Genomic DNA, 23,780 nt, shown 5'->3' on the forward strand with positions numbered 1-23,780 from the left:
TAGCAGAGTAGGGGCAGCGTCGGCGCGGAGCCGCTGAATGACAAAGAACGGCGTGCCAAAAAAAGCCGCTGCCCGTAACCATGGGCAGCGGCTCTGACAGTTCGCTTCCATGTGTCCTTTGCAGCATACCACACTTGCCCTCTCCCGTCAAGCCTCCCATCTCAAACGCCAAAAGCTCGTCTATTTATACCTCCCTCCCTCCCTTCTTCCGGGCGCTACAGCCGTGGAAGCGGAAGGCGTGCGCTGTCACCTCTGACAGCGAGAAAGGAAAGGAAGAGCAAGGCTCACTGGCAAATACCAAACGGTCATCATCTTCCCTTCCCTCGCCCTTTCTCTCTCTGGCTTGCAACCGTTGGCGTTTCTGCAGTATGCTGGTATTGTCGCGTCTCAGCTCCACACTCTGGCCTGGCGGCGGAACGGCAAGCTCAGCCCGCTTCAGCAGGCCCTCTAGCGAATTACACTGATAAGCAGGACATGGATCTGCTACTTCTGCAGCAAGGGAGCACTGATCATGAGCGAACAAGTGACCTTGATGCCGGTCGACAGCGTCGATGTCACCATCCTCGTAGACAACAGCGTTGACGTCCTGCTGCCTGGCAACGAAATGGTTCGGCGCGCTCCGCTGGCCATCAACTGGACCGAGCGCGAGCAGCTCATTGCCGAGCACGGCTATGCCCTGCTGCTCACAGTGGCGAGCAACGGGCAGCGCGCTTCTCTGCTCTACGACGCTGGGCTTGGACGCAATACGCTCCTGCACAACATGGATGTGTTGGAAGTGCGTCCGGCTGATCTACGGGCCATCGTGCTCTCTCACGGCCATGCCGACCATCACGGAGGGCTAGAGGGCATCGTTCACCGTCTGGGGAAGCGCGGTCTGCCCTTGCTGCTCCATCCCGATGCCTGGCGCTACCGGCGCATCGTCTTTCCAACCGGCACCGAAATCCATATGCCCCCACCGAGCCAGGCCGATCTCGATCGCGAAGGTGTGACCATCATCGAAGAACGAGGTCCCTCGCTGCTGCTCGATGGAACCGTGCTGGTGACCGGTCAAGTTGAGCGCGTCACCGATTTTGAAAAAGGCTTTCCCTTGCAGCAAGCGCGTACCGACCACGGCTGGGAACCCGATATCTGGGTCTGGGATGATCAGGCTATCGTCTGCCATCTCAAAAACCGCGGCCTGGTGGTCCTCTCCAGTTGCAGCCACGCCGGCGTCATCAACATTCTTCAACATGCGCGCCGGCTCAGCGGTATCGAGACGGTCTATGCCTTTGTGGGCGGCCTCCACCTGAGCGGAGCCGTCTTCGAGCCGATCATCCCACGCACCATCGCCGAGCTGCAGGCAATTGGCCCCAGCGTCATTGTGCCTGGGCACTGTACCGGCTGGCGCGCAACTCATGAGCTGGCTCGCGCCTTACCTGGGGCCTATGTCCAGACCAGCGTAGGTACCACGCTGCACCTTGCCTGATGTTCCCTCTTCTCGGTCCTCGTGTGCCAGGGCAGGGGCAGGAGTGCGAGAGATGATCACTGCTATCGTGCTCAAAGAGTTACATCGCGCTCTGCGCTTCCTGCTCTGTGGAATCGGCAATTCTATCTACTCGCTATCGTGCTGATCGCGCTCTTCCTGCTGAACCGCCTCGCTCTCTCGCTCTGGGGACAAAACACGGTCTAGCGGACGGACCGCAGCGACACCTTTTGCGTGGCCCAGTCGTACCTGTGACAGAGCGGAGATAACTGTTGCTAGTGTACCTCTGCTATTGATTGTATGACACTGTGCCGTTCTTGTGAGAGTAAGCAGGATAGCAGTGAGCACGCTGTGAGATGCCCTTGCTATGCTCAGAAAGAAAACGTGCGAGGCTCACTGGCTATGTCCGAAGATGGCTACGGCTGTGACCTTGAGCGAGGATCGCCGCAAAAGCTGCTAGAGTAACTGATGATTGTCAAGTAGGTATTCTTGCCTTGTTTGTCGCTGAACAGAGGAGGGAAGCATGTCGACCGCTGCCGGAGCGCGTACACTCAGCCAGCAGCAGCTAGAATTGATGCATAAGTACTGGTGTGCCGCCAACTATCTGACTGTAGGGCAGATCTACCTCCAGGAAAATCCCTTGCTCAAGGAGCCACTACAGCCCGAGCACATCAAGCCCCGGTTGTTGGGGCATTGGGGCACCTCACCTGGCTTGAATCTCATCTACGTCCATCTCAATCGCCTGATCAAAGACTATGACCTCGATATGATCTTTCTGGCAGGACCCGGGCATGGTGGTCCGGCGGTGATTGCCAACGTCTACCTTGAAGGTACCTATTCAGAGATCTACCCGGAAGTGAGCCAGGACGAGCAGGGGCTGCGTCGCCTCTTTCGCCAGTTCTCTACTCCTGGCGGTGTGCCCAGTCATGTCGGCGTTCCCATTCCTGGCTCCATCCACGAAGGGGGCGAGTTAGGCTATGTACTAGCCCATGCCTTCGGTGCTGCCTTCGACAATCCCGATCTGATTGTAGCTGCCGTTGTCGGCGATGGAGAAGCCGAAACTGGTCCCCTGGAAGGGTCCTGGAAAAGCATCAAATTCCTCAATCCCGTCCGTGATGGAGCCGTGCTTCCTATTCTGCACCTCAACGAGTACAAGATCTCCGGTCCGACGGTGCTGGGTCGCACCAGCGATGAGCGGATTGAGCAGCTCTTCTCGGGGCATGGATACCACGTCTACTTTGTCGAGGGGGACGACCCACTCACGGTGCATCGGGTTCTGGCCGAAACCCTGGATCACTGCTATCACGAGATCCGCGGCTACCAGCAGCAGGCCCGGACCCAGGGTCTCACTGGCGTACCGCGTTGGCCGCTGATTATCCTCCGTACGCCCAAAGGCTGGACTGGCCCCAAGGAGGTTGACGGTGTCCCGATTGAAGGCACCTTCCGCGCTCATCAGGTTCCCCTGGAGGGAGTACGAACGAATCCGGCCCATCTCAAGCTACTGGAGGACTGGCTGCGCAGTTATCGCCCCGATGAGCTGTTTGACGAAGGCGGGCATCTGCGCCCCGAATTGGCGGCTCTGGTCCCGCAGGGAGAGCGTCGCATGGGCGCCAATCCTCATGCCAACGGCGGCAAGCTGCTCGTTGACCTGCGCCTGCCAGATTTCCGCTCCTACGCGGTCGACGTCTCCAAACCGGCTACCAGCTACTATAGCAATACGCGTCCGCTAGGGGTCTTTCTCCGCGATATCTTCAAAGAGAACGCCGAGCAGGCCAACTTTCGCTACTTCTGTCCCGACGAAACCAACTCCAATCGGCTCGGCGACGTTTTCGCCGTCCAGAACCGGACCTTTTTGGAGCGCATCCTGCCCGGCGATGACCATCTCTCGCCGGATGGGCGTGTCATGGAGGTGCTCAGCGAGCATCTCTGCGAAGGCTGGTTAGAAGGCTACCTTCTGACCGGCAGGCATGGCCTGTTTGCCACCTATGAGGCCTTCGCGATGATCGCCGACTCGATGATCATCCAATACTCAAAGTGGCTTGAAGGCTCGCGGGCCCTCTCCTGGCGAGCGCCGATCGCCTCGCTCAATCTGCTGCTCACCTCCACCTGCTGGCGCAACGACCATAACGGCTTCTCCCATCAAGGTCCGGGCCTCATCGATACCCTGCTTTCGCGCCGGGGGAGCATCGCCCGCATCTACTTGCCACCTGACGCCAACTGCCTGCTCTCAGTCGCTGATCACTGCCTGCGCAGCCGTGACTACATCAACCTGATCGTGGTTGACAAGCAGCCGCACCTGCAATATCTGAGCATGGCCGAGGCCATCGAGCACTGTCGGCGTGGCCTCTCGATCTGGTCCTGGGCTGGCAATGAGGACGATGGCGACCCGGATGTCGTCCTCGCCTGTGCTGGCGACGTCATGACGATGGAGACCGTGGCCGCCGCCTGGTGGCTCCGTCGCCGGCTCCCGCAGCTCAAGGTACGTGTCGTCAATGTCGTCGATCTGATGACGCTCTATCCTCCCGAGCTGCACCCGCACGGCCTCGACCAGGCAACCTTCGTTGCCCACTTTACTGAGGAGAAGCCTGTCATCTTCGCCTTCCACGGCTATCAACGCGCCGTTCACCAGCTTGTACATGGGCGTCCCAATCCAGCCCGCTTCCACGTCCGCGGCTACAACGAGCAAGGGACCACGACCACGCCTTTTGATATGGTCGTCCTCAACGAAGTCAGCCGCTACCATCTCTGCCTGCTGGCCCTGGAGCACGTGCCGCGCCTGCGCCAGCTCACAGCGCCACTCGTGCGCGAGTGCGAAGAGCGGCTACGTGAACACCATCGCTATATCCGCGAGCACCTGGAAGATATGCCCGAGATACGTGACTGGACCTGGAGAGACTAATTGCACAGCGAAAGCGGCGCAGAGGAAGAGCATACAGCAATCGCTTCCCCGTGCCGCTTTCGCTATGTCTCCGGGCAGTGCAGAGCTGTGACAGAACCCGTATCAGGGGATGACATTCGCAGTCTCCCCTGTCTCTTACGCTCAGTGAGTCATCTGCTCTGTCGCCAGCGATTGCAGGCTACCATCCCGTTGTTGTCGGCGCAGTACATGCTCAACAAGGTTCATCGGGCAGAATGGTCCACACATTGAGCAGGCGCGCGTCTTGGAAGCGCGCTCGGCAAAGATGCGCCGCGCTTCCTCGGGATAGAGTGCCAACTGCAATTGAGTATCCCAGTCGAGGCGATAACGGGCCTCCGACATCTGGCGGTTGCGTGCCAGGGCCTGGGGATGGCCACGGGCCACATCGGCAGCGTGAGCGGCGATCTTGAAAGCCACCACGCCCTCGTAGACCTGGCGCGGGTTAGGTAGGCCCAGATGCTCTGCCGGCGTCAAATAGCAGAGCATGTCGGCCCCATGCATGCCTGCCAGAGCGCCCCCGATGGCGCCGGCGATATGGTCGAAGCCGGCAGCGGTATCAACGGGCAGCATGCCCAGAATGTAGAAAGGAGCACCACGACAGAGCTTCTTCTGCAGCTGGACATTGGTCTGCACTTCGTTCAGCGGTACATGGCCCGGTCCCTCGACCATCACCTGCACGCCGGCGCGTCGTGCCCGCTCAACCAGCTCTCCCAAGATGATCAGCTCGCCTACCTGCGCACCGTCGAGATCATCGGCCAGCGATCCAGGGCGAAGGCCATCGCCCAGGCTCAGCGTCATATCGTACTGGCGGGCGATCTCCAGCAACCAATCGAAATGCTCGTAGAGCGGATTCTCGGCCCCGTTCTCCAGCATCCAGGCCGCCAGCAGACCTCCACCGCGTGAAACAATCCCTGTCACCCGTCCAGCCTGACGGTAGTGCTCTAACGTCTGACGTGTCACGCCGCAGTGTACAGTAATAAAGTCGACGCCGGCCTTCCCATGCTCCTCGATCGTCTCGAACAGCTCGTCGGGACTCATCTTGAGAAAAGAACCCTTGTCGCTCACCGCCCGAAACTCAGCCTCGTAGATGGGCACCGTGCCCAGAGGAACCTCGCAGGACTCTAGTAGCGTCTGGCGAATAGCAGGGATGTCGCCGCCGGTCGAGAGATCCATCACGGCGTCGGCACCTGCTTGCTGTGCCAGGGCCAGCTTGTGACGCTCCTCTGCCACATTGACATAGTCGTAGGAAGTACCAAGATTAGCGTTGACCTTTACCAGGAGGCCCTGGCCGATGGCGGTGAAGTGGGAGAGCGTGCGATGATTGGGATTGGCTGGAATAACTGCCAGGCCGGCAGCGACCTTCTCGCGGATCGCTTCAACGGGGAGATTTTCGGCTTGGGCCACGTAGGCCATCGCCTCGGTAATCTGGCCCTGACGGGCCTGCTCAAGCTGGGTTGGCACTGTTCCACCTCCGGTCATGATCTGGGCTGACTGACCTGAAGGGGAACCGGCAGCGGGTTGGGCAGCCAGACGGACCCTTCCCTCCGCCGGTATTACCCGGGTCAGGTTCGAGGGGTCGGCCCCGCTTACAGAGGCCCTCTCAGCCCGGTTGGATTGCCCGAGCTCCCCCAGGTCCAATCAGAAGCGCTCAGTCTTCTGCTGAGAGAATCATACCATATCGATTCTGCTGAGCTGGCCCGCTCGATGGCCGGCGGCGGGCTTCCCTGGCCAGATGAGAGCGGTGTACGAGCAAGGGGGAACAAAAAGGAAGAGGCACAGCCGGAGCCGGGACACTGCCAGGCTCCGACCGCTCCTCGAGCAGGAATAACTCAAGCTGCTAGCCAGCCTCCGTCAACGGGCAAGAGGGCCCCATTAATATAGCTGGCTTCTTTGGAGGCGAGGAAAGCAATAGCGGCGGCGATCTCGTCAGGTGAAGCCACCCGCGAAGGAGCGCTGGCGCGGATGAAGGTCCCAACGCGCTCCAGGCCAGACTGACTCGGAACGCCCGATCCCATACCGATAGCTGTGGCCACCGCTCCCGGACAGACGGCATTGCAGCGAATGCCACGCTCGCCGTAGTGGAAAGCGATGCTGCGAGTCAGGCCGATCAGACCATGCTTGGAGACCGTATACGGAGTGCCAGCAGCGCCGCCGCGCAGGCCAGCCTCGGAGGCCGTATTGACAATCGTGCCGCTGCCCTGCTCTAGAAAAATCGGGATGGCCCGGCGGCAAGCCAGGAAGGGGCCGTAGAGGTTCACCGCTAGGACGCGCTCCCACAACTCTAAGGGAACCTCGGCGGCGGGCGTCATCAGGTCCATGATACCCGCATTATTGCACAGGATATCGAGCCGTCCGTAGGTCGAAGTAGCGGTCGTCAGCATGGCCTCGACGCCACTCTCCGAGGCCACATCGGCGCGGCAGGCGCAGAGCTTTGCCCCCTGCCCTTGCAATTCCGCCACCAGTGCCTGCAGTGGCTCTTCTACAATATCGACAGCTACCACTGCTGCCCCTTCGCTAGTGAGGCGCTGCACCAGTGCACGACCGATGCCCGACGCGGCTCCTGTCACCACGGCAACCTGTTGCTCGAAGCGCATCATCTCTTGCTTACTCCTTCTCTGCTAAGCTGAAGACGTCAGAACGTAGAAATTGGAAGCGAAACGCCGAGCCATCCCTGCTCGTTGCCAGATCCAGGCGGCGCTTGACTGCCAGAGCCGCGGCGTCAGAGCACATGCGAGCTGGTTGTCAACGCCGCTTGTTCGCATTATAATGTCACTAACTGACAAAAGTCAATGAAAGACAAAAAGGAATGAGCGACACAGCTATCTCAGAGCAGGACCAGACCGTCCGGCCTGGCCTACGCGAGCGCAAGAAGCGTCTCCTTCAGGAAGCCATTGAGCAAGCCGCGCTCAAGCTCTTTCTGCAGCGTGGCTACGAGCAGACCTCAATTCAAGACATTGCCGAAGCGGTCATGATCTCGCCGCGCACCTTCTTCCGCTACTTCCCATCCAAAGAAGAAGTCTTACTGGGACCAACACGCGCTGTCGTGCGGGCCGGGCTCGAGCGCCTGCGTACTCTACCGCTGCCGGAGGCCCAGTCTGAGAGCGAGGCCGCGTACGCCGCGCTGAGAGCTGTCATGCTCTACATCGCCCATCTCTACCAGCAACAGCGTCGAGGTTTCCTGCTGCGCTATCAGATTGCCCGCCAGGTTCCATCGGTGGCTGCTTTCTATCTCTATGCCCTCTTAGAGGCTGAGACGGCCTTTTGTGACCTTCTTCAGGAGCGCACGGGGGAAGCATATGAGCGTAGCAGGCTTCGCTTGTTAGTGGCAACCCATGTGGCTGCCCTGCGAGTTGCGCTGGAACGATGGCTTGATGAAGGAGCGGAGGGCGACCTCCAGGCTCTCGTCAAGAGCTATCTTGAGGCGCTGCACTAAACACGTTGGGTTCTGACCTCCATGCCCGAGGCGCTTCTAGCGAGTGCCGTGGGTAGAAGAGAGAGAGCTAGGGGGCAGAGGCAGCTCACTCGGAGGGATGACCAGGCCACTGGTGAGAGAAGCCCGCCGTGGTCAGCCAACGGAGAAAAGGAACTGCCATACGTGAAAGGGCCTGTGCAGCCTGCTCACGTATGGCAATTCAAAAAGGGTGCCGAAGGTGGGATTCGAACCCACACGCCCGTGGTAAGGCACAACGCCCTGAACGTTGCGTGTCTACCAGTTTCACCACTTCGGCTTATACGCTGTATGCGGTCCGTTGTCCACCTGCCTGAGCGGCGGGGCTTTCGGTTCCGTGAGGCTATATTACTCCAACTTGGGTTTTCTGTCAAGGGGTTTCCCGGCAAATTTCCCGATTGATCGCCTTATCCCGGCCCTCTTCTCTGGCCCGCAGGCAAGCATGCTATAATGAGACAAAAGCGGCCAACTGTCGCTTTACCTGAGAGGCGGCCTGGTGCCTGGCGGCTGCCAGCCCAACGGAAGTAGGCAGACGAAGCGAGCCGTCTCAAAGGGGCTGGGCTGGAAGACAAGACAGGTTCTGCAGAAAGAGCGAGACAACTGCTTATGGGAGCAGAAGCGCGGCCAATTCGAGCCGCCATCGACATTGGCAGCAACACGATTCACCTTGTAGTTGCCCGTTGCTGGCCTGATTACCTGGACATTCTTGCCGATGAGCTTGATCTTACCCGTCTTGGAGAAAGCGTCAACGTCAGCGGGGCGATCTCTGAGGAGAAGACAGAGCAAGCCTTAGCGGTCATTGGGCACTACGTGACCCTGGCTCGGCGTCTGGAAGCTGAAACCATCCTGCTGATTGCCACCGAGGCCATTCGCCGGGCCAGCAATCGGGAAGTCTTTCTCAAACGGATTGAGCAGCAAGTAGGGCTTCCCGTGGCCCTCATCAGTGGCGAAGCAGAGGCCGTGCTAACCTTTTATGGAGCCACCTATGAACTCTATCACACAGGGCGGGCCCCGCTTGACCTCGGAGTCGTTGATCTTGGTGGAGGAAGCACCGAGCTGGTCACCGCTCACGACGGGCGCATTACCTGGCGTCTCTCCCTATCCATTGGTTCTGGCTGGCTGCTCGATCGCTACCTGCCCTCTGATCCTCCGACCCGACAGGAACGGGCCACCGCGCGAGCCTTTCTGCAAGATGCCCTGCGCAATCTGACCATCCCGTTCTACCCGCCTGTGCTAGTTGCCACCGGTGGCAGCGCCAATTCTCTCTGGCTACTGGCCGAGCGCGCCTTTGGCCTACCGGAGAGCCAGCGCTCCCTCAGCGCCGAAGACCTGGCTCACTGCGAAGGATTACTGGCGGCCCTCTCGGCGAGCGAGATCGCCGGGCGCTATGGGCAGCCCTATAAACGGGCCCGCATCCTTCCTGCTGGCACCCTGATCCTGCGAGCTTTGCTGGCGCGCCTGGGGCTGGATCAGCTACTCATTAGTCCCCACGGCATTCGCGAGGGAGCATTACTGGCCTACGAGCGCCACGGTTCGGCCTGGCTGTACGAGGTTGAGAGTCAAGGGGCCGTCGGCGGTCAGGATCAGAGCCACGATCAGCGTCAGTCTGCCGAAGAGGCTCTCCCGGACGATTTCCTTGCCTATGGCCGTCGCCTGCTGACTGAGCGCCTGGAGAAGATGCTCTCCTGGCGCCGTCTCCTGCTAAAGGAAGCAGATGAGGAAGCCGTCCATAAGATGCGCGTGGCCTCGCGGCGTCTACGAGCTGCTCTCGACGCTTATCGTGGCTATCTAGAACCAGTAGCTTTCAAGAAGCTCTATCGCCGCCTCAAAAAAACCGCAGCCCTCCTAGGCGCCGTACGTGACAGCGACGTCCTGCTCCTGAACCTGCACGCGCTGCTGACAGAAGCTAAGGCCGAGGAACGTCCTGCCCTCCTGTGGCTGCTGGCCGTGCTGGAAGAGCAGCGAGGTCAGCAGATCTCCGCTCTAGAGGAGCATCTGCACGAGCTAGATGGCGAGGCGCTACGCACGCAGCTGCTGGCCTGCTTTGCAGAAGAGGAGTGTTAAGAATGGCCAAAGCCCAACCTGTCAAAGGTCTTGATCCCTGCGCGCCTGCCGCCCACAATGCCCGTCTGATCGCCCTGCAACGCTTGGAGGAACTCTATGGCTGGAGCCAGGCGGCGGAGGATTCACACGACACGCGGCGCCAGCACCACCTACGCATTGCCGTCAAGCGGCTCCGCTACACCCTGGAGCTATTCCAGGAGGTTTTGCCGGAGGAATGTCAGCCTGTGCTGGCAGAGCTGGAGCAGCTGCAAGAAGAGCTGGGGAGACTCCACGATCACGATGTTCTTATTGCCTTACTCAAAGGGATACTGACCGAGAGCGGGCGCAGCGCCCCTGGCGAGGCTGCTGAGGCCATATCTCTGCTACCGGCTCTAGGGGAGCCGCCGCTCGCAGTGCAGGAGGGTCTGCGTCACCTGCTGCCGCGTCTTCTGGAAGAGCGTGAGAGACATTTCCTTACCTTCCGTCAACATTGGCAGGCGCTTGAAGCTCGCCACTTCCGACAAGAGCTGCAAGCCCTCTTACAGCGCTAGCGTAGCCCGGTTGCATTCGCAATTTGCTGCCTCTCTGCACAGCAGTCTTCGTCAATCTGGTGTACAATAAGAACAGGTAAAGGGACAGTAAACGCCAGGTTAAAACTATGCTACAGAGCATGGTCTCTTGAAGAGCGTGGCGTATAAAGGTGGGTATACCGCATGCATTCCATAGAAGATCAATTAGAGTGGTGGCAACTCCCTCAGCCCACACCCGAAGAGTTGCAGCTCAGTGGGGGATTGCAGGTCGAAGACTGGCCCCATGCCCGCCATGTGGCCCGTCTCTCCTTGCAGCTCTTTGTAGCCACGGAACCGTTGCATGGGCTTGACGACAAGGCGCAGCGCCTGCTAGAGCGGGCGGCCCTCTTACACAACACAGGGATGCTCGTTGAAGAGCGGCGTCACCACAAACATTCCTTCCGCCTCATCAAGGAGACCCCACTCCCTGACTTTACCGATGAGGAACGGCACGAAATTGCCTGCATTGCGCGCTATCATCGGCGAGCCTTGCCGAGTCTGGCTCACGAAGAATATGCAGTCATGAGCCGCTCGGCGCGCAAGCGCGTCTCCATGCTTGCAGCTCTCTTACGCATTGCCGATGCCCTCGACTACAACCACGATGCTCGTGTTTTGCGTCTGGCCAGCGTACCCGAGGAGTGCACCCGGGAGCGCTGGACCATACAACTCTGGACGCGCCCCCTGGCTGATCTTGACGAAGAGCTGGAACAGGCTCACGAGAAAGCCGACCTGTTCGAGAAAGTCTTCAAGCGAAAGCTGCGCTTTCACATTGCAGCGGCGGAGTGAGGAGAAAGCCGCAATGGATAACCCCGCCGGACCGCCGTCCGGCCTGGTGCCGCGCCCGTTCCGCCGCTTCTCGCGTCTACTCCACTGCTCTAGAGCTACTCCTCACCATTGATCTGTCTGTTGGCCCGCCTTTTGGGCACTCAGGCGAGTTGGTGCAGCACAATGGCAGCGCCGCAGGCAAAGTCTGGGTGAATCCAGAGGACTGGCTGGGGCTGCTCCTGGAGCAGGTAGGTGACGCCGTGCTGATCGAGATAGCGCTGAGCCGCTTGCAGATCAGAGACCTCTAGCGTCATTCGACAGAGGTTCTCACCCACCGTCTGGAGAAAATGCGCCATACTCCCTGGCTCTGGCAAAAACTGGCCCAGGCCAGGGAGCGGGTCGGCAGATGCATTTCCAGTGCTGACCAGCGGCAGAGGAGCTGCCAGCTCGAAGCTCTGGAAACCATTGCCCAGGGGGAAAGCCACCAGGAGGGCTTCCCAGCGGTCGGCCTCGCCTGTATAGGGGGGAGAGGCCTCCAGCCCATAAATCTGGCTGAAACGTTGCCGGCCCTCGTCCAGATCAGCCACTGCAATCGTCACGCTGGAGACGCGCACCGCTCCCAAAGGATGAGATGGTGGTTGGCGCCAGCCAGCCAGGCGGAAACGGCGCTCCTCCCCACTGCTGTCGTGCTGGATGAGAAAGGGATAGTGCTGGGCCAGGTCGGGGCGCTCAATATCGGCGCGCAACCACGAGCGAGAGCGATCATCGGCGGCCCGTAGCTCTCCGCGAGTCGGACCTAACACGGGTACCCCGCGCGCACGCATCTGCTGGCAATCCGTTTCAATCGCATCAGAAGCCAGAGCAAAGTTCCAGTAGCCCTCTCCCTTGGCGAGGTGCTCCAACATGCTGGGCTGGGCCTCATCCGGCGCCACGACCGTAATCAGCTCCAGGTAAGTGTCGCCGATCACAATAATACGATTCGCTGTCCCGGCGGCGGGATGGCGCCCGCCGCCAGAGACGGTCAAGCCCAGCTGCTCAGTGAAGAGAGCACTGGCCCTCTCCAGATCCTTGACTCCGAGGATCACATGGTCAATCCCGGTGAGCATAACCGTTCTCCACCTCTTACCCATTCAGGATAGACCTGAAGAGTCGCTGGTCCTTTTCATCCTTTCTCACTCGCTGGCGAGCTGGCCGTCTCGCTCGCCTAAACCTGCAGCATGCCGGGCGAGCTGTTGTAGCTCTTCCAAGCCGGAAACCTTGCACCGGGCAGCTGGCAGCTGCTCTGGAGGCCTGGCAGCGAGTTAACCACGGGTCGAAGTCAGCTCGCGCTCGCGAGCGCGGCGTCCACCTGAAGCGGTAGCGCCTGCACCGCCGAAGCGTGCTCGTAGCCAGCTCAGACCAAGCTCGCCCTTCTCCCAGATCACCAGCAGCATGCTGGCATTAAAGATTGACGAATAGGTACCGCTGAAGATCCCGAGCAGCAGCGTCCCCGTGAAAGGCCGAATTGAGACCCCGCCGAAGAGCGTGAGGGCGGCCAGCGTGAAGAGCACCGTCAGCGAAGTATTCAGAGAACGGGCCATCGTCTGGACCAGACTGGCATTCACCACCTCCTCGAACGTTTCGACGGTGCGCCGCTGCATATTCTCACGGATGCGGTCAAATACCACGATGGTATCGTGAACAGAGAAGCCGATTACCGTGAGCAGGGCGGTGATGAAGAGTGCGTCAACCTGAAAGCCGATGGTCCAGCCCAGGATTGAAGAGACTCCCAGCACCACCAGCGCGTCGTGTACCAGAGCGAGCACGGCACAGACACCATAGCGCCAGGGGCGCGGCACCTTGCGGAAGGCGAACCAGATATAGAGCAGGATCAGGATCGAGGCAGCGGCAACCGCCAGAATAGCGTTGCGCTGTGTATCTGCTGCCACTGAACCCTGAACAGTGGCCGTCTGGAGCAACTGAACGTAGGTATTGCCCTGGTTAATAAAGGCGCTCTCGATCCCGGCCTGCAGATTCGCATCCAGGGGGGTCACCGTCAGAATATTGATCGTCTGGGTCGTCGTCCCCTGGCGGATGTCCATCACTTTGACCGGAATATTGGCCGGGTTACTGCTGGAGCTACTTGACGGCGTAGCGGTAGCGGTGGCCGTAGCGGTAGCGGTGGCTGTGGCCGTAGCCGTAGCCGTAGGAGTCACCTGCTTTGCCTGGGCCGTAGCGGTGGCCTGAGCGGCAGCAGTTGCCGTCGCCTTGGCTTGAGCGGTGGCCTGAGCGGCAGCAGTTGCCGTCGCCTTGGCTTGAGCGGTGGCCTGAGCGGCAGCAGTTGCCGTCGCCTTGGTCTGGGAGCTGGCCGTCGGAGTAGGCGTACGAGCGACCGAAGGTCCCGAGGTCGCTGTAGGTGTGGCCGAAGACGACGAGGCACTACTGGAAGCGGCCTTGGTCGTATCGGTAGTATTGGGCAGCTTGCTCAGAGCCTTGCGAATATCCTCCACCTTGGGAGTAACCCCTTTGGGGAAGTTCGTCACCGTAACAAACGTGACCTTCTTTCCGCTGTAGACCAGATCATCGAAGGTAATTCCCAGACTGGTGCTCTTATAGAGCGTCTGCAGATCCTTCTTGATGGCGTCTTGAACCGTACTATCGATGGTCGTATTCAAGCGCACCCAGACCGTTCCCTTGCCGGCCAGCGTCTGATCGCTGCCGAGCTGGACCTGCACATCCTTGAGTGGGAAAGGACGGAGCAGGTTCCGTACGGTTGTGATGGTCAACTGCTTTTCTGGCCGCAGGCTGAGCGAAGAGCCGCCGGCGAAGTCGATGCCAACGTTCAGCCCTTTGAAGATCAAAGAGATGGCACCAGGGATAATCACTAACAGTGAGAGCGCCAGGAAGAGATAGCGCTTTTCAACGAGCCTGAACACAGCATCCTCCTCTTACAGCGAGCTACGCCGTCCTCCAGTGGCCGCCGCGATCGAGCCGGCGGGCAGACCGAAGAGAGCGGGGTGGTTGATGACGCCTGTCGGCACCAGCACGTTCAAGAAGGTGCGTGTGACCGTGATAGCCGTGAACATGCTGATCAGCACGCCCAGGATGAGCGTAGTGGCGAAACCGCTGATGATCGTTGCGCCGAAGGTATTGCCGAAGAAGAAGAGCACCAGGCACGTAATGATCGTAGAGAAGTTAGAGTCGCGAATTGACGGCCAGGCCCGCTTCCAGCCGGCATCGATGGCCGCCGCCAGTAAGCGACCGGCACGTAGCTCTTCCTTGACGCGCTCAAAGATCAAGACATTGGCGTCCACTGCCATACCGATTGAGAGAATGAAGCCGGCAATTCCGGCCAGAGTGAGCGTGACACCGATGAGCTTAAAGACCGCGAACGTGAGTCCGGCATAGAGCGCCAGGGCCAGATCGGCCAGCAGCCCGGGGAGGCGGTAGTAGAGCAGCATGAAGAGCACGACCATGCTGAGGCCGATGGCGCCAGCGATCAGGCTCTTCTGAATCGAGTCGGTGCCCAGCGTGGGACCGACGGTCTCCAGGCTCGCGATCTTTAGCGCGATGGGCAAGGCTCCGTAGCGCAGGACTGTCGCGATAGACTGAGCCTCCTGGAGGGTGAAGCGACCGGTAATGACCCCTGGGCCGTTGATAGCGCTCTGAATAACGGCTGACTGGATCACCTTGCGGTCGAGGGTGACGGTCAGATAGTCGCCGATATGCTGCTGGGTGAACTGGCCGAATTTCGAGACGGCATCACCCTTCATAGCAAAGTTGATCTGCAGCTGGCCTGACGAGTCCGTGCTCACGCCGATCTGGCTGGGATCAAGATCCTTGCCAGTAAACCAGGGCTTGCCGCCGGGGTTGGTGCTGGTGTATTGGCTGGGATCGAAGGCGCTATTCTCGGTGAGCGGCGTCGAGCCAGTATCCCAGAATTCGAGGTTGCCCGCCTGCAGCAGCGTCTGCAGAGCCTGGGTCTGATTGCCCGTGTTAAAGCCCGGCAGCTCCACTGAAATGCTGTATTGATTGCCGTTCTGCTGCACGCGAATGCTTGGCTCTGAGACGCCCAGGCCGCCATTGACGCGCTGCTCGATCAGATTGCGGGCTGCCTGAATCGTCTCGTCGGTTACCTGCTCGTTGGAATTAGCAGGCACCAATAAGGCGCGGACGCCTCCCTGCAGATCCAGTCCCAGATTGACCTTGAAGTCATGGTTAATCCCCAGAATGTGGATACCTGGCGTAGTGGGCCAGTCAATGTAGGCCGCGCAGGCCCCCAGGATGACGATCAGCAGGAGGAGTAGGGCTGTTCCTCTACGCATAGCGTCTACGTTCTCCTCGCTCTCTCCCCGGCTCTCTCCCTCATCCGCTCGCGCAGGCGCTGGCTCTCCTTGCCGTCCTGCCTACGCTGCTAAGATCCTGGGAAAGAAACGCAGGAAAAGAGATGTGTATTGGGTTTGACCAGCGCCTGCCAGAACGCGCCGCAACCAACGACGTCACGTATGGGCTGGGCGGGACGGGCCGCTGATGCGCGTAGGCGGTCGCTGTTGTTCGATTCCTTACAGTTGCTCGCTGTTTCCTCTGTCAAGGCCGTCCGATGAGTTCCTGTGCAGTATAGCATAGTTGATGATGCTTGCCTATCCCGGACTCTCAGACTGGCGCGCCTGCGGTTCTTGGCGCTTCCACGCCTCCACGCCTGGCTTTGAGCGGATCAAGTTTGAGCCAGGGGCAAGCGCTACGTTCTCCTAAGGAGAGAACTGTTCTCCTCTTGACAGATCAGATAACAGTATGTTATAAATGCGAAGGCTATAACTTATTGTTATAGCCCATCGGAGGATCGGCAGATCTTGCCGAACGAGCAAGGGGCTACCCTCTTTCCACTGTAGGGGTATCATCCCATATGGGAGAGGGGTAAGGGGACGGAGCGCGCGGCCACTTGCCAGATGTAATCGGGAAAGAAGGAGAGATCACGACGATGGAAGAAAGAGTGCAAGGCGATAAGAGCGCTGGCCAACTCGAATCTCATAGTGTGACAGCAGGAGGAGATGAACAGAAGCAGCCAGTCCCAGGGAAGACCATCCTCCAGGTTGAGGGGGTAACGCGCAGCCTGCCGCTTGGCCACGAGCGCATCGAGATTCTGCGCGGTATCAGTTTCGGCGTGCAGCAAGGGGAATTTGTGGCCATCGTGGGACCTTCAGGGTCGGGCAAGAGTACGTTACTGGGGATCATCGCGGGCCTGGACAATCCCACCAGTGGACGGGTCATCATTGACGGTGTTGATGTCACACGTATGAGCGAGGGCAAACTGGCCGCTGTGCGCAACCAGAAAATCGGTATGGTCTTTCAAGCCTTTAATCTGATCCCTACTCTCACGGCCCAAGAGAACGTCGAAATTCCCCTCTATGTTGGCAAACACAAAGGGTCGCCGGCGTCCCGGGCGCGCGAACTCCTGGAGCTGGTTGGCCTCTCTCACCGGCTCAATCATCGACCGACGCAGCTTTCGGGAGGCGAGCAGCAGCGTGTTGCCATTGCCCGCGCGCTCGCGACTGATCCTCCGATTGTGATCGCGGACGAGCCAACCGGCAATCTGGATGCCGCCAACGGCGAGAAGCTGTTGCAGCTGATCGCTTACCTGCGTCATACCACCGGTAAAACCTTTATTATCGCTACACATGATGCGACAGTGGCTAACCACGCCGATCGTTCCATTCGGATCGTGGACGGTCGCATTGCTGCGATCGAAGGGCTCAGGGGGGAGGCGATCCGTTCATGAAAGCCTCGCTCTACGTCAAGTATGCCTGGCGTTCGCTGCTCAGGGGGGGACAGCGCAGCGTGCTGGCTATCCTGTGTATTGCGGTAGGGGTGCTGGCCATTGTCTCGCTGGAACTGGTTGGCCAGATGATCAATCTGGCTTTGACCAGCAATGTGCGTGAGGCCAACGGTGGTGATGTGGCTGTCTCTACCTATGTTCAGCCGTTCAATAGCAAGGATCTGGCCTTCTTTGAGCGCCTCAAAAAGCAGGGGGAGATCAGCGCCTATACTCCAGTGATTGCAGCACAGGCCTCAACGACGCTCTCGGCGAGCGTGGGTGACAGCTTCCAGCTTCTCGTGATTGACCCTCAGACCTATCCCGTAGTTTCCTCTCCTACCTTTCTGCAACCGTCTGATGGCAGCTTCACGCGCCTGGTCCAGGGGCAGCAGGTGGTGGTCACCAAGAACTTTCTTGATCGGTATCATTACAAGGTTGGGGATAGCCTGACCATCTATGCCAGCTCTGCTGAGCCGACTGCGCGCTCTTTCCATGTCACTATTGCGGGCGTCATCGCCAATGAGGGTATAGCCTCCCTGGGAGGCGCGAGAATGTACCTGTCCGCAAGTACCTATCAGGCAGCCGCCCCTGATCTGCCATTGCTTTATGAGAACATTTATATATCGACAAATAACGATCAGTCGCGGACCGATCGTGTTGTCAAGGAAATTCAAAACCAGTACTATTATGCCTCAGTGCAGACGGTGGCGGATGCTTTGAAGGCTAATGAGCACCAGGTTGACTATATCCGCAAGTTCCTGGAGGTTGCTGGGCTGCTGGCCTTGCTCATTGGAGGCGTTGGTATTGTCCACACCATGCAGGTGCTCCTTCTGCGACGGCGTACCGAGATTGCCATGCTCAAGACGACTGGCTATCGGCGACGCGATCTCTACCTGCTCTTTGGCCTGGAGGCCGGTCTGCTTGGTCTCGTTGGGGGAGTGATTGGCTCGGCCATCGGTCTGGGTGTGAGCCTGTTGGCGCGCAACCTGATCAGGCAGCTCTTTATGTTCAACCTGCCGGTCAGCTTCGACCCGCTCATCCTCGGCGGTGGGGTGCTGATCGGTCTAGGGACGGCCCTCATCTTCGGTTTATTGCCGATCGTTCAAGCGGCCAATATCCGCCCGCTGAGCGTGATCCGCGAGCTGCCAGAGGGCTGGCGTCCTGGCAGCTATGCCCTGACAGCGGGTCTGCTCTTGTTGCTCTCGCTGCTCTTCTGTGGCATGGCCATCGTTGTGCTCAACAACGATGTTGTGCTAGGGATTGGGGTCGTCTATAGCACGTTCATCTTTCTGGGGCTGCTTAGTCTCTTCTTTGTTCTGGCGGTCATTGTCATTAGTCTGCTGCCGGTTCCAGAGCGGCTGAGTGTTGGTTTTCTGGCTTTGATCGTTGTGGCTCTGGTGATTGCCGGCTTGATCACCTTTGTCCTGCCTATCTTCGGCTCGCTGCTCTTGCTGGCGGCTGTCGCCGGGCTGGCAACGGTCTTCTTGCCCGCTACCTGGAAGGCCAATATCAAGATGGCCTTGCGTAATATCGGGCGTCAGCGGGCCCGTACCACTACGACGATGTTGGCCTTGTTCGTGGGTATCTTCACGATTGGCCTGATTCTGATTCTGGGGCAGGATCTGCGTGATGCCATTAATACGTCGCTGGCGCAGGTCGTCTCGTTCAATGTGATTGCTACCACGAATGATCGCCAGGCTCAGCTGTTAGAGGCACAGTGGAGCAGTGTTCCTGGTATTCAGCGGCGAGAGCACCAGGTGTTGACTTCCTGCTTGCCGCTAGCGATCGACGGGGTGCCGCTGCAGACGCTGCTGCGCCAGACGGGAAATCCATCGCCAAACAGCTTGGAGAATCAAGTCGCACTCCTGTATCTGGGAGAGCTAGAGGGCTATGATCTGGCACATGGGCAGGCTCCATCTCAGGGGGTCTCCATCGTCCAGGGGCGCAACCTTAATGCGGCGGATGTTGGCAGCGATAACGTGCTCTTGCCGCAGGCTACTCTTGAGCTTGCTCCTCTGAAGGGTCATCTGCAGCTCGGCAGTAAACTTACTCTGGTCAGCCAGGACGGCAAAGTTACCCGTACGGTGACGGTGGTGGGCATCTACCGTCCGCAGCCAGGGGTTCTCACCGCTGGGGGGATGCTCGCGCCGTTGAGTCTGGTGCGGACTCTCAGTCCTGGCGATCAGGCGACCAACATCTACTACCTGAAGATCGATCCGGCCCAGCTAGACAAGGCCCTCGATCGTATGCAGGCTATTGCTGGGGCTATCTCGGTCGCCAATCTGGCGAACCTGGGCGACTATGTCAACCAGTTCCTGAGCTATATCATTCTGACGCTGAGCGCCATCGCCTCGCTCTCGCTCTTTGCGGGGATTGTCATCATTGCCAACGCCGTTGGTCTGGCCATGCTCGAGCGGCGGCGCGAGCTCGGTATTCTCAAGGCGGTGGGCTATACCAGCCGTTCGATCCTGGGTGAGGTTCTGCTTGAAAACGGCACCGTCGCTGGGGTCGGGGCCTTCCTTGCTATGCTCCTGGTTAGCCTGGCTCTTAGCCTGCTTGGTCACTTCGTCTTCAATTTCAATCTGGGTACCAGTGAGGTGATCGTTCTGGCGCTGATTGTCGGGGCGGCAGTCCTCGCAATGATGGTAGCGGCCTTTGTGGCCTGGGGGGCGGTGCGCGTGCGCCCGCTGGAGGTCCTGCGCTACGAGTGAGGGCGCGCCATCTGTGCAAGCAAACAAGCAAGCAGTGCACTCGATGGAAGGAAGGAGAGGGGAGCCCCAGGGACAGGCTCCCCTCGCTTCTGGGCCTCTCAAGGGACAGGCACTTGAGCTTCATCTCAAAGCGGCAGGAGCAGCAAGGGGATCTGCATCTCTGCCGGGGTCAGGCCGCCGTGGTGGCCCCGAAAGCGCATCTCGAAGCGTCCTTTTTCAAACCACCAGACACTTTCCCCCTCATACGGTAGGAGCACAACATTGCCCACACGCCTCAGAAAGGCCTCGCTGGGAGCCTGGCGCCCAAAGAAGCGAGCGGCGATCAGGTCCTGCGTCCGATGGACCTCTGCTCGTCCGGCCAGGGCCTGTCTCAGGAGGGCGAGAGCCTCGTCCAGGGCTTCGTCTCTCACGTAGAGGAACATATCGCGTGCCGAGCCTGCGGCGACCAGCGGGCGGCCCTGACGGGTCGTGTGGAGCAGAGGCACCAGTTCCGGTAGCTGCAGATTCAGATAAAAGGTGGTTTCGGGTTGCACGGGCACCATGCCGTGATCGGCGGTGAACATCAGGAGCGTCTCAGCGAGCTTGCCGTGTAGCGGTTGGTAGAAATGCCTTTCCAGGACGCTCCAGAATTGGGCAATTGCCTCCTCAAACTCTGGGGAGTCAGGACCGAAGCGGTGACCGGTGGAGTCGATCCCGTCGAAGTAGAGCAGATAGTAGGCGGGTGTCGTCTCGTTGGCCTGCGCCGAGAGGAGCTGCTCACTTAGTTCATCAAGCGCCTGGGAGAGTGTGTCGAAGGCGCAGACACGTGCTCCTCGGAAGACCACGTTAGAGAACGTCGACGGGGTATAGGAACGGTGCTGGAAGATCGTGCTTTGCACGCCGTAGCTTCCCAGCGTCTCGTAGAGCGTCTGTTGCGGGTAAAAGGCCGAGGGCGGTAGGCCGCACTGTGTCAGCGTGTCGCGTGTGAATGTGCCCGCGTATGAGAAGAGCAGAGGCGCGATCACCTCATCGACCAGTGGCTCGTAGTAGGTCCATTCGTAGATGCCGCTCTGACCTACCTCCAGGCCAGTGTGAATTGTTGTAGTGTGGGCTGCCGTGGTCGACGGGAACTGCGAAGTAAGCAGCGAGAGCGTGCCCTCGTCGAGGGCCTGGCGAAGCAGCGGATGACGCTCGGCGTAACGCTGCAGAAAGCGCCAGCCAAAGCCATCGATAAAGAAGAGGATCACCTGCCGATAGCGCTGGGGCAGTGCTCCGAAAACATCGCGGGGCAAGGGGCTTTCACCGGCGCCCGTCAGCAAGGTCAGAATGGTGTCAGGAAGATTGGCGAAGCAGTAGGAGTCGTAGAGTGGCCTGATGAATGCGTGCGAGAAGTGGGCCTTCTCAACTGCCTGCACGGAAGCTGTATTTAGCATGATCGTTTCGCTTTCCAGGGAGGGGGTCGATGCTGACCTGATGCGTCATATAATAGAGTATACGTAACTCGCCACCCAAAAGATAGGGCACGCAGGCGCAGTCTGTTCCCGCTGAGAGAAAGGATCAAGCCAAAGATGGACTTCGAACTCCCTGAAGAGCACCGACTGGCCTATGAAAGCGCTCTGCAGTTTGCGCTTCGCGAGATCAAGCCTCTGACGGCAGAGCTTGAGCGCAGCGATGATTTCCCGCGCTGGCTCTGGCAAAAGCTGGCAGACCAGGGCTATACCGGGATAGGCATTCCCGAGAGTTATGGTGGCAGTGGCGGCGACTTCTTGATGGCGGCTCTGGTAGCGCGAGCCATTGGGCGGGCCAATGGGGGCATCGCCATGTCATTTGGGGCCCATCTGAACCTCTGCGCCCATAATATTTTGCGCAATGGAACGGAAGAGCAGAAGCAGCGCTATCTTCCCAAGCTCGCAGCAGCCGAGATGATCGGCGGGCTGGCCCTGACCGAGCCTGACGCTGGCTCTGATGCTATGGGGATTCGTACAACGGCGCGCGCCGTGGATGGAGGGTTCGTGCTGAACGGTACGAAGGTCTTTATCACCAATGGCCCGATCGCCGATCTTCTCATTGTCTATGCCAAAACCAAACCAGAGGCGGGTAGTCGTGGCATTACTGCCTTCCTCTTCGAGACCAAGACGCCAGGCTACCATGTGGCGCGCAAGATCGAGAAGGTCGGCATGCACGGCTCTCCCACGGGGGAGCTGGTCTTTGAGGAGGCCTTTGTGCCGGCGGAAAACGTGTTAGGCCGGGTCGACGAAGGCTATCGAGTGGTGATGAGCGGCCTTGATCTAGAGCGGGCCTTCTTCGCTGTCAGCATTGTGGGCGGGATCGAGGCCGCGCTAGAGCTTTCGCTGAAGTACGCTCGTGAGCGTCAGCAATTCGGACAGCCCATTGCTAACTTTCAACTCATTCAGGCCAAGCTGGCTGATATGTATACCGATCTGGAGGCAGCCAGGCTGCTGGCCCACCGAGCCTTGTGGCTGGCACAGCAGGGACAGCGCGTCAGCAAGGAGGCAGCAGCGGCCCTGCTCTTTACAGCACGGGCCCAGTGGCGAGCGGCAAACGAGGCGCTCCAGATTCATGGCGGCTGGGGATACACTACCGACTTCGAGGTCGAGCGCATGTGGCGCGATGCGCGCCTGGCAGAGATCGGGGCCGGGACAACTGAGATTCGCCAGCTGATCATTGCACGCGAGTTGCTGGGTCTGCGCTAGGCTGTGGTGCGGCAAGGGCGCGCGCTTGTCTGCGTGGCCTGCTGGCCTCACAGCTTGCAGTTCACCAGAGGAGGTCGCCAGGGTACCAAGGCCGTTGATTGACAGGGGAGCTGGCGCTATGGCAATGTATAGAGCGGTGACAAACGGCAGCGAACAGATGCGATAGATGGAGAGAAGCGCTGCGCTTGCCATCTATAGCCTCTCACTGCTGCAGGCAGTTTGGCCTTGTTTGTTGGGCAGAGAGGCTGGTGGCAGGCGCGCTTTCTCCCCCCTTGCGCAAAGATATTGAGTAGATACGGGCCGGGCTGCAAGGAATCCCCAAAAATGTCTTGACTAGATTGGACCAGCAAGAAATGCAGAAACATGGTTTGATGCGTAAGCGCACGCTGGCGGCTGAGGAGCTGCAGGAGATTGCCGCGCTGGCGGCCTTATGCCATGAGCGCGAAGGAATTGAGGTGCGCTTGCTCTGGGAGATGTTGCGTTCGCGCTCGGGGCAGGTGACTAACGACTTTCTCTACTATGAGGATGGCCAGCTGCTCGGTTATCTGGCGCTCTATAGTTTCAATCCGCGCGAGGCTGAGCTAACAGGTATGGTTCATCCTGACAGACGTCGCCAGGGCATCTTTTCGCTGCTTTTCCGCCTGGCCAATCAGGAGCTGAGGTCTCGTGGTGTGCCGCGGATTCTGCTCTTTTTTGATCGCAGCTCGCCGGGGGCCCAGGGCTTTGCCCAGGCAGTGAAGGCACACTATCACAACTCCGAGTATCGCATGGTCCGTGGGTTGGAGAGTGCTCCCCTCCAGGTGGAGCGACAGGATGGGGTGCGGATTCGCCCGGCCAGGGCGGATGAGGCGCCGTTACTGACGCACATTACGGCGCGCGCTTTTGATATGGCGGAGGATAGAGCGCTCTTGGCGGAGACGACGCGCGACATTACCGGCCCGCGGCGGGTGACGCTAGTCACGGAGGTGGCTGGCGAGGTTGTTGGGCTGATCCGTTATATCGATGACGAAGAAGAGGCTTTCATCTATGGCTTCTGCATGTTGCCCGAATACCAGGGTAAGGGCTATGGACGCCAGACGCTGGCCTGGACGGTTGAGCATATCCTTCGCCAGCGCCCGCGCCGGATTGCGCTAGAGGTGGATACCACCAACGAAGGTGCGCTGGCGCTCTACCGCTCCTGTGGCTTCGAGATCACCACCACCTTTGATTATTACGAGGTGCCAGTTGGCTGATCGGGCTGGTTCAGTAACAGCCATACGTCGTGAAAGAGCAGGTCCTGAAAGGACTTGACTTGCCCCTGGAGTCTCTGGTCTGCGCCCAGTTCAGGCCGATAGTCTACAGAGTAGACTCCTTCCAGGCGTGTCAGGAGATAGCTGTAAAC

15 protein-coding genes, 1 tRNA gene, 1 pseudogene and 1 riboswitch are annotated in these 23,780 nt (G+C 59.5%); of the genes and pseudogenes, 10 read left to right on the forward strand and 7 right to left on the reverse strand.

What is annotated here, in order from left to right; translation table 11 throughout:
* Positions 1 to 511 precede the first annotated feature (511 nt).
* The gene (locus N688_RS03010; RefSeq protein ID WP_052887905.1) at positions 512 to 1,465 is read left to right on the forward strand and encodes an MBL fold metallo-hydrolase; all 954 of its coding nucleotides are present in this window, start codon (positions 512 to 514) and stop codon (positions 1,463 to 1,465) included.
* A 520-nt stretch (positions 1,466 to 1,985) separates the two neighbouring features.
* Complete coding sequence (locus N688_RS03015) at positions 1,986 to 4,361, forward strand: phosphoketolase family protein (RefSeq protein WP_052887906.1); 2,376 nt, start codon at positions 1,986 to 1,988, stop codon at positions 4,359 to 4,361.
* A gap of 141 nt (positions 4,362 to 4,502) precedes the next feature.
* Here N688_RS03015 and thiC read toward each other — a convergent pair whose 3' ends face one another.
* Together thiC and N688_RS03025 are read right to left on the reverse strand one after the other, a co-directional pair.
* Entirely contained in the window at positions 4,503 to 5,840 is a 1,338-nt protein-coding gene (gene thiC, locus N688_RS03020; protein WP_202901824.1) for a phosphomethylpyrimidine synthase ThiC, read from the reverse strand.
* Between the two features lie 60 nt (positions 5,841 to 5,900).
* A riboswitch (TPP riboswitch) is annotated at positions 5,901 to 6,019 on the reverse strand.
* Between the two features lie 189 nt (positions 6,020 to 6,208).
* Positions 6,209 to 6,976, reverse strand: a complete 768-nt coding sequence (locus N688_RS03025; RefSeq protein WP_202901825.1) for a glucose 1-dehydrogenase — start codon at positions 6,974 to 6,976, stop codon at positions 6,209 to 6,211.
* A 209-nt stretch (positions 6,977 to 7,185) separates the two neighbouring features.
* Here N688_RS03025 and N688_RS03030 point away from each other — a divergent pair, with 209 nt between their 5' ends.
* Positions 7,186 to 7,812 carry a TetR family transcriptional regulator gene (locus N688_RS03030; RefSeq protein WP_052887908.1) on the forward strand — a complete coding sequence of 209 codons (627 nt, stop codon included), beginning with the start codon at positions 7,186 to 7,188 and terminating at the stop codon, positions 7,810 to 7,812.
* A gap of 209 nt (positions 7,813 to 8,021) precedes the next feature.
* Here the strand turns inward: N688_RS03030 and N688_RS03035 are convergent.
* Positions 8,022 to 8,107: transfer RNA gene (locus tag N688_RS03035), tRNA-Leu, on the reverse strand.
* A gap of 326 nt (positions 8,108 to 8,433) precedes the next feature.
* Here N688_RS03035 and N688_RS03040 point away from each other — a divergent pair.
* The 3 genes and pseudogenes from N688_RS03040 to N688_RS03050 all read left to right on the forward strand — a co-directional run.
* Positions 8,434 to 9,750 (forward strand): annotated as a pseudogene (locus N688_RS03040) (Ppx/GppA phosphatase family protein); the annotation flags it as partial.
* A gap of 11 nt (positions 9,751 to 9,761) precedes the next feature.
* Entirely contained in the window at positions 9,762 to 10,421 is a 660-nt protein-coding gene (locus N688_RS23710; RefSeq protein ID WP_081838451.1) for a CHAD domain-containing protein, read from the forward strand.
* 162 nt (positions 10,422 to 10,583) lie between these two features.
* A complete protein-coding gene (locus N688_RS03050; protein WP_052887911.1) occupies positions 10,584 to 11,225 on the forward strand; it encodes an HD domain-containing protein in 642 nt (213 codons plus the stop codon).
* A 140-nt stretch (positions 11,226 to 11,365) separates the two neighbouring features.
* Here N688_RS03050 and N688_RS03055 read toward each other — a convergent pair whose 3' ends face one another.
* The 3 genes from N688_RS03055 to secD all read right to left on the reverse strand — a co-directional run bounded on the left by N688_RS03055 (position 11,366) and on the right by secD (position 15,508).
* Complete coding sequence (locus tag N688_RS03055) at positions 11,366 to 12,310, reverse strand: VOC family protein (RefSeq protein ID WP_052887912.1); 945 nt, start codon at positions 12,308 to 12,310, stop codon at positions 11,366 to 11,368.
* Between the two features lie 195 nt (positions 12,311 to 12,505).
* A complete protein-coding gene (secF, locus tag N688_RS03060; protein WP_052887913.1) occupies positions 12,506 to 14,119 on the reverse strand; it encodes a protein translocase subunit SecF in 1,614 nt (537 codons plus the stop codon).
* A 12-nt stretch (positions 14,120 to 14,131) separates the two neighbouring features.
* Complete coding sequence (gene secD / locus N688_RS03065) at positions 14,132 to 15,508, reverse strand: protein translocase subunit SecD (RefSeq protein WP_052887914.1); 1,377 nt, start codon at positions 15,506 to 15,508, stop codon at positions 14,132 to 14,134.
* A 653-nt stretch (positions 15,509 to 16,161) separates the two neighbouring features.
* Here secD and N688_RS03070 point away from each other — a divergent pair.
* The gene (locus N688_RS03070) at positions 16,162 to 16,959 is read left to right on the forward strand and encodes an ABC transporter ATP-binding protein (RefSeq protein ID WP_081838453.1); all 798 of its coding nucleotides are present in this window, start codon (positions 16,162 to 16,164) and stop codon (positions 16,957 to 16,959) included.
* Entirely contained in the window at positions 16,956 to 19,706 is a 2,751-nt protein-coding gene (locus N688_RS03075; protein ID WP_052887915.1) for an ABC transporter permease, read from the forward strand. Before N688_RS03070 ends, N688_RS03075 begins: the two co-directional genes overlap by 4 nt.
* Before the next feature lie 125 nt (positions 19,707 to 19,831).
* Here N688_RS03075 and N688_RS03080 read toward each other — a convergent pair whose 3' ends face one another.
* Positions 19,832 to 21,118: an alkaline phosphatase family protein gene (locus N688_RS03080; protein WP_052887916.1), complete on the reverse strand. Its 1,287-nt coding sequence runs from the start codon at positions 21,116 to 21,118 to the stop codon at positions 19,832 to 19,834.
* Positions 21,119 to 21,253: 135 nt separating this feature from the next.
* Between N688_RS03080 and N688_RS03085 the strand changes: the two genes are divergently transcribed.
* Both N688_RS03085 and N688_RS03090 read left to right on the forward strand, forming a co-directional pair.
* Entirely contained in the window at positions 21,254 to 22,399 is a 1,146-nt protein-coding gene (locus N688_RS03085) for an acyl-CoA dehydrogenase family protein (protein ID WP_052887917.1), read from the forward strand.
* Positions 22,400 to 22,728: 329 nt separating this feature from the next.
* A complete protein-coding gene (locus N688_RS03090) occupies positions 22,729 to 23,631 on the forward strand; it encodes a GNAT family N-acetyltransferase (RefSeq protein ID WP_156025268.1) in 903 nt (300 codons plus the stop codon).
* Positions 23,632 to 23,780 lie beyond the last annotated feature (149 nt).

The organism is Thermogemmatispora carboxidivorans (assembly GCF_000702505.1).
GTDB lineage: Bacteria > Chloroflexota > Ktedonobacteria > Ktedonobacterales > Ktedonobacteraceae > Thermogemmatispora > Thermogemmatispora carboxidivorans.

What these genes read in the sequence shown, in the direction of transcription:
- N688_RS03010 (WP_052887905.1), top strand. Translation starts at nt 512, where the DNA reads ATGAGCGAACAAGTGACCTTGATGCCGGTCGACAGCGTCGATGTCACC.
- N688_RS03015 (WP_052887906.1), top strand. Translation starts at nt 1,986, where the DNA reads ATGTCGACCGCTGCCGGAGCGCGTACACTCAGCCAGCAGCAGCTAGAA.
- N688_RS03025 (WP_202901825.1), bottom strand. Translation starts at nt 6,976, where the DNA reads ATGATGCGCTTCGAGCAACAGGTTGCCGTGGTGACAGGAGCCGCGTCG.
- N688_RS03030 (WP_052887908.1), top strand. Translation starts at nt 7,186, where the DNA reads ATGAGCGACACAGCTATCTCAGAGCAGGACCAGACCGTCCGGCCTGGC.
- N688_RS03050 (WP_052887911.1), top strand. Translation starts at nt 10,584, where the DNA reads ATGCATTCCATAGAAGATCAATTAGAGTGGTGGCAACTCCCTCAGCCC.
- N688_RS03055 (WP_052887912.1), bottom strand. Translation starts at nt 12,310, where the DNA reads ATGCTCACCGGGATTGACCATGTGATCCTCGGAGTCAAGGATCTGGAG.
- secD (WP_052887914.1), bottom strand. Translation starts at nt 15,508, where the DNA reads ATGCGTAGAGGAACAGCCCTACTCCTCCTGCTGATCGTCATCCTGGGG.
- N688_RS03070 (WP_081838453.1), top strand. Translation starts at nt 16,162, where the DNA reads ATGGAAGAAAGAGTGCAAGGCGATAAGAGCGCTGGCCAACTCGAATCT.
- N688_RS03075 (WP_052887915.1), top strand. Translation starts at nt 16,956, where the DNA reads ATGAAAGCCTCGCTCTACGTCAAGTATGCCTGGCGTTCGCTGCTCAGG.
- N688_RS03080 (WP_052887916.1), bottom strand. Translation starts at nt 21,118, where the DNA reads ATGCTAAATACAGCTTCCGTGCAGGCAGTTGAGAAGGCCCACTTCTCG.
- N688_RS03085 (WP_052887917.1), top strand. Translation starts at nt 21,254, where the DNA reads ATGGACTTCGAACTCCCTGAAGAGCACCGACTGGCCTATGAAAGCGCT.